Raw genomic sequence first — 5635 nt, 5'->3', positions numbered from 1 at the left:
GTTCGGCCATCGCCGGTGGACTGCTCTCCCCGACGACGGCACCACGCTCGTCCAGAATCAGTGTCGGATCGCAGCCGGCGATGAAGCGCAGCACCCCATCATCGACCACCGGCATCCAGCCGACGGCAGGGCGCCTCCCGCCCAGCGCGTGAAGATCTCGCCGCTCCGCGTACCGCGCCTCCTCTCCGCCGGTCACGATCCGCACGATGTCATAGCCAGCCTCGGCCGTCCTTGCCCCCGAACCGCACCACCAGCCCTCTTGCCAGAAGAACAGCAGGCCGTCGTCGGAGGTGCGCGTCCGCGCAAGGCCCGCACCGTCCGCCGAGGCGATCGCCACCGTCGAGCGCCCTTCGAGATCGCCACCGAACTCGACGAAATGGTCGCGAACCAGGAATACCGGCCCCTCGGCGTGATGGAGGCCGTCGTCGCCCGGCCGGGCGTTGCCGGTTCGCAGCAGCAACGCGATGTCGCTGCCTTCGGACGCAATCGATGCGCTCAGGGTCCTCAACCCCTTGGCCGCCGCGAACGCGAGACGCTTGGCGCGGAAGGACGGCATCACCTCGCACGCGGATTGAACATAGAAGAACAGGTTCGACCGCGCGAGGTCTCGCGACCGCGCCGGCACCAGCCGGCTCGACGCCAGCCAGTCGCAGGTCGCGAAGCCTCTGTCCCTGCACTCGGGATCGCCCGCGTAGTTCGCCGCGATCGAGAATTCCTCCTTCAGGCCGGCCGTATAGAAGAAGTCCTCCAGGAAGAGGATGTCGTCCCCGGGACGCCGCATCTTCATTCCCGGTTCGGAGAACAGCACGCTGGCGTCGAACAGGCTGCGTTCGCGGTAGAAGCGCGCCAGCTCGTACAGCGATTCGGCACGCTGCGGCCGCTGATTGAAGGCGCGCAGCATCTGCCGCAGGAAGCCGCCCTCGTCGCCCAGGGCAAGCAGGCAGCGCGCCTCCTGCAGACGGGCATACCAGGCTTCCTCCTCCCAGCCGCCCGCGTCGGCGCGCCTGGCATAGGCCTCGGCCGCCTTCTGCAACTGACCTGCATCGCGGTACGACTGGGCGAGGTAGAACCAGTATCGACTGTTGTCCGGCTCGCGCGCCAGCGCCGCGGTGAGCAGGCGGATGTCGCGCGCGAGCTTGTCGCGCCGGTTCGATCCGGTGGCGTGGTCCTTGTACCAGGCGCCGGTCAGCGGCTCGACGCCGCCGGGGACGTCGACGTACTCGTGCGTAACGCCGTGATAGCGCGCGCCGATTCCGCGGCGGATCAGGCGGGTGTTCCAGTAGGTCAGGCCCGACTCGGCCTTCTGGATCAGGCGGTAGCCGGGTGCCGTGAGCAGGCGCGCGAAAGCCGGGTCGTCGACGATGAGCTCCATGTCGGCGTCGGCCAGCAGCAGGTAGGCATAGGGCAGCGTCGTGTCGCGCGCGTGATCGAGCGCGGTATTGCGCGCCTGCTCGAAATTCTCGAACGGGAAGCTGTGCAGCTCGCCGGGAATACCGCGTTCGGCGAAGAAGGACCGAATGTAGTCCTGGGTCCCGTCGCTCGAGCCGGTGTCGCCTATCACCCAGCAATGGATGTGGGGTGCCACGGCGCTAAGGCAGCGCTCCAGGTTCGCCATCTCGTTGCGCACGATCATGTTGAGGCAGAGCGACCCTCTCGCCCCTCCCGAGCCATCCGGGCGGGCACCGCCGCCTGCGCCGTCTGTCGTCATGTCGTGCCCGATAGCATCCGATGCGCCCTTGGACAGCGATGGTGACCGCGGGCGTTTTCGGCTATTTACACCTTGAATGGCGATACCTCGATCAGCGTGATTGCGCAGCCCACCACGACGGCGTCGGTTGCCCGGCCAAGGCGCTCCATCACGGCACAAGCCCGACCCCGTTCCGTGCTCAGACGCATCCTGCTGGCCGCTTTCTGCGTCACCGTCCCGCTTCAGGTCCACAGCCAGGCGCCGTCGGCCGAAGCGTTCCTGCGTGAGCTCTACGCGCCCTACCTGACCGGCGCCAACCAGGGCCAGAACTACTGGGACCTCGAGCGCTTCTTCGCGCCCGACCTCGCCCGCCTCATGGACGCCGAGGCGCGCGACGCCCAGCGGCGCAACGAGGTTCCCCGGCTCGACGGCGATCCCTTCGTCGACTCCCAGGAATGGGACGTCAAGAACTTCACCCTGTCGGTCAAAACCGAGGGGCCGAGCGCGACGGCGATCGTAACCTTCGACAACTACGGCAAGGCCAAGCGCATCACCCTCGATCTCGTCCTGACGCCGGCCGGCTGGCGCATCAGCGACATCAAGGCCCCGAGCGGCTCGCTGCGTGCCGTCTACAAGTAGCGCGCTGCTCTTCCGGACCGCTGGCGTCCCGCCCGCTCTTCTCATGAGCGAGCGGGACGCCAGCGGTCCGGAAGAGCATGAGCGCCCAGCTCAGTGCCGCCAGCTGGTATCCGCCTTGTCGAGCTTGCGGATCAGGGCGGCGAACTCGAGATCGCCGATGCCGACCTCCGACTCCATCTCGGAAAAGCGGTCCATGTCGGCGCCCGACTTGCCGGCGAGGTTGTCGCCCATGACATTGAGCGCGCCGGCCGCCGCCGCATCGATCTGGATCTGGCAAGCCCGCTCCAGCCGATAGAGCCGCAGAAAGGCCTCCGGCACCGAGCGTCCGGTGGTGAGCAGCCCGTGATTGCGCAGCATCATCGCCTGGTGATCGCCGAGATTGGCGAGCAGCCGGCGACGCTCGTCGAGATCGAGGCTCGGCCCTTCGTAGTCGTGATAGGCGAGCTTGCCGTGGAACGCGGTCGACACCATCGAGATCGGCAGCAGACCGTCCTTCAACGCGCACACCGCCATGCCGGCCCGCGTATGGGTGTGCATCACCGCCCGGTGGCGCGAGGCATGCGCCATGTGGATCGCCGAATGGATCACGAAGCCGGCATAGTTCACCGGATGCTTCGACTCGCCAATCGTGTTGCCGTCGAGGTCGATCTTCACCAGGTTCGAGGCGGTCACCTCGTCGTAGTTGAGGCCGAACGGATTGATCAGGAAATGCGGCGCCGCGCCCGGCACGCGCGCGGTGAGATGGCCGTAGATCAGCTCGGTCCAGCCGAAGTGATCGACCAGCCGATAGGCAGCGGCCAGCTGACGGCGCAGTACAGCCTCGCCCTCGGCCGGCGGCAGCGAATAGACGTCGATGCCGGTCAGCGGAACATCCGGCGCGATGTGCATGTCCATGGAAGCGCTCCGAAGAGGGGCCGAAGGAAGTCGGGCAAGCTTAGGCCTGCGCGCTATGATCGGGCAATGGAGGAAAGACCGATGGCCGATATGCAAGCATCCGACACGAAGGCGTCAGAGGGGCAACCGCCCGAAAGGCCGCGGCTCGACACGACCCGCCTGCAGAGGATGGCGCAGGCCTACTGGGAGAGCGCCGCCCTGATGGCGGCGGTCGAGCTCGAGGTGTTCACTGCCATCGCCCACGGCCACGACACCATCCCGCTCGCCGCCACGGCGGTGGGCATCAGCGCGCGCAATGCCGAGCGGCTCCTGACGGCGCTCACCGCCATGACCCTGCTGACGCGCGACGGCGAGCGCTTCACCAACGCACCCGATGTCCAGCGCTTCCTGGTCAAGGACGGAGAGCGCTATGCCGGCCCGTGGATCCTGTTCACCAAGCCGCGCTGGACGGCTTATGGCGAGCTTGCCCAGCGCCTGCGCAATCCGGCGGAGAACCGGCTCGGCGCCTACGAGAGCTTCACCGTCGAGGACGCGCGGCGCTATCACGCCGCCACTTACTCGATCGGCATGGGCGCTGCGCGCCTGTTCAGCCGCAGCGTCGACCTGACGGGCCGCAAGCTGCTGCTCGACCTCGGCGGCGGCTCGGGCGCCTACAGCATCGTCGCCACCAAAACCTATCCCGGGCTCGAAGCCATCGTGCTCGACCTGCCGCCGGTTACCGTCGTGGCGAACGAGTACATCGCCGCCAACGGCGCCGCCGGCCGCGTCACCACCCTGCCCGGCGACTTCACCCGCACCCCCTTCCCGCAAGGCGTCGACGTGGTGGTGATGGCGAGCAACCTGCCGCAGTACGAGCCCGACCTGATCCGCCTGGTGGTCGGCAAGGCATTCGAAGCCCTGGTGCCGGGCGGCGAGATGCACCTGGTCGGCGAGACGCTGCACGACGACCGCCGCGGGCCGTTGTCGGCGGCCCTGTGGGGCCTCAACGAGGCGATCTACGGCAGTACCGGACTGGCACATACCGAATCGGAGGTGAAGGGCTATCTCGAGGGCGCGGGCTTCCGCGATGTGGCCATCCATCCCTTCGTGCCCGGCGTCCTGTCGAGAGTGGCGGGACGCAAGCCCGCCTGAAGCGGCAGACTGGGCCGGCCAACGCTACCGACTGATCCGGGCCGACCCGGCACTGGGTCGGCGCCAGCGGGGGGGAATCCTCTGGGGCCGACCCGGGCATTCGCATAGGCCAAATAAAATCTGTCATCCCGACCAGAGCCGAGCGTAGCGAGGCGTAGTGAAGGGACCCTTCTTGTTGCGGCGTCAGCAAGAAAAGTCCCTCGGCTGCACCGCCAATGGCGTTGCACAAAGCGCCTAATCGGGCGGCCCCGCTCGGGAGACGGTCTTTTCCGTATGCGAATGCCCTGCGGGGCCGCCGTCGAGTGGCCTTGGAAGCGGGGGCCGGGTCGGGCCGAGTCTCCTCCGCAGGCTTGCGCCCCCGGGGCCTATCGACTATCAGTCGCCCTCTGGCCTCCGCTCCCTTCGTCTAGAGGCCTAGGACGCGGCCCTCTCAAGGCTGAAACACGGGTTCGAATCCCGTAGGGAGCGCCAGCCGAAAGCCCAGTAAAATCAGCGTTTTCTGTCGATCCGCGGTCGTGCGCGGCTGTGGAAAATCCTACGCGAAACGACCTCCGATGCCGCTAGATGACGTGAGCGGTGGGCGAAAAGTGGGCGAAGAGTTCCGCTACTGTTCTCGCCAGCATGTCGACCCGCCGCTGCCCCTACACGTCCGGCACTTTCCGCGCCATCCGCTGGGCCGACGGTCCTATCTACGTCCGCTGCGATGCGTGCCGGCGCTACATCGAGGTGCTGATGACGACCGACGTCGCCGAGCGGCAAATGAAGCGGACGACGACATGATGCCGGCGCCCGTGAGACCGGCGACGGTGATGCCGATCACCGGCCGGATGGTGGCGAGCGACAGGAACTCGGCGGCGACGCGCCTGGCCATCTGCGAATGAACCGGCATAGACCGTGTGATGCACGCCGAGGATGCGTGCGGCCTCGAAGCAATTGCCCATGCCGACGACGTTGACCTGCAGGGCCGTGTGCGGTGGGTGCCTGCTGCCGATGAGGTAGGCGAGGTTGGCGACGCGATCAGGTCGAGGCGCGGCCATCGCTGCCATCACGTCGTCGAAGCTGCGGACGTGGCCGCGGAGCGAGATTACGCGGTGACCTAGGTCGGCGAAGGAGTGTGCTCCTGGATCGGCGTCCATGGATGTGACGGCGTGGCCCTGTGTGGCCAGCAGGTGCACCAATCGGCGGCCGATGAAGCCCGTGCCGCCGGTGACGAACACGTTCATGCTCTTCTCCCGATGAATGCTGCGGGCGGTCCCGAATCATCCGTGAAAGCTATGCAATCGT

4 protein-coding genes, 1 tRNA gene and 1 pseudogene are annotated in these 5635 nt (G+C 67.2%); 3 read left to right on the top strand and 3 right to left on the bottom strand.

Features of this window, described 5'->3' with window-relative positions:
• Nucleotides 1-1066: 1066 nt before the first annotated feature.
• Nucleotides 1067-1615: pseudogene (locus AB7O82_RS36845) on the bottom strand (glycosyl transferase); the annotation flags it as partial.
• A 267-nt stretch (nucleotides 1616-1882) separates the two neighbouring features.
• Here AB7O82_RS36845 and AB7O82_RS36840 point away from each other — a divergent pair.
• Complete coding sequence (locus tag AB7O82_RS36840; protein ID WP_428540445.1) at nucleotides 1883-2326, top strand: DUF3828 domain-containing protein; 444 nt, start codon at nucleotides 1883-1885, stop codon at nucleotides 2324-2326.
• Nucleotides 2327-2416: 90 nt separating this feature from the next.
• On the opposite strand, the gene AB7O82_RS36835 is transcribed toward AB7O82_RS36840, so the two are convergent.
• Nucleotides 2417-3220: a class II aldolase/adducin family protein gene (locus AB7O82_RS36835; protein ID WP_428540448.1), complete on the bottom strand. Its 804-nt coding sequence runs from the start codon at nucleotides 3218-3220 to the stop codon at nucleotides 2417-2419.
• A gap of 81 nt (nucleotides 3221-3301) precedes the next feature.
• Between AB7O82_RS36835 and AB7O82_RS36830 the strand changes: the two genes are divergently transcribed.
• Together AB7O82_RS36830 and AB7O82_RS36825 are read left to right on the top strand one after the other, a co-directional pair.
• Entirely contained in the window at nucleotides 3302-4351 is a 1050-nt protein-coding gene (locus AB7O82_RS36830; RefSeq protein WP_428540451.1) for a methyltransferase, read from the top strand.
• 395 nt (nucleotides 4352-4746) lie between these two features.
• Nucleotides 4747-4822 (top strand) — tRNA-Glu (locus tag AB7O82_RS36825).
• 245 nt (nucleotides 4823-5067) lie between these two features.
• Here the strand turns inward: AB7O82_RS36825 and AB7O82_RS36820 are convergent.
• Entirely contained in the window at nucleotides 5068-5574 is a 507-nt protein-coding gene (locus tag AB7O82_RS36820; RefSeq protein WP_428540454.1) for an NAD-dependent epimerase/dehydratase family protein, read from the bottom strand.
• Nucleotides 5575-5635 lie beyond the last annotated feature (61 nt).

The organism is Reyranella sp. (assembly GCF_050185545.1).
GTDB lineage: Bacteria > Pseudomonadota > Alphaproteobacteria > Reyranellales > Reyranellaceae > Reyranella.
The sequence above is the reverse complement of the archived record's forward strand: the minus strand, read 5'-3'. Positions and strand labels throughout refer to the sequence as shown.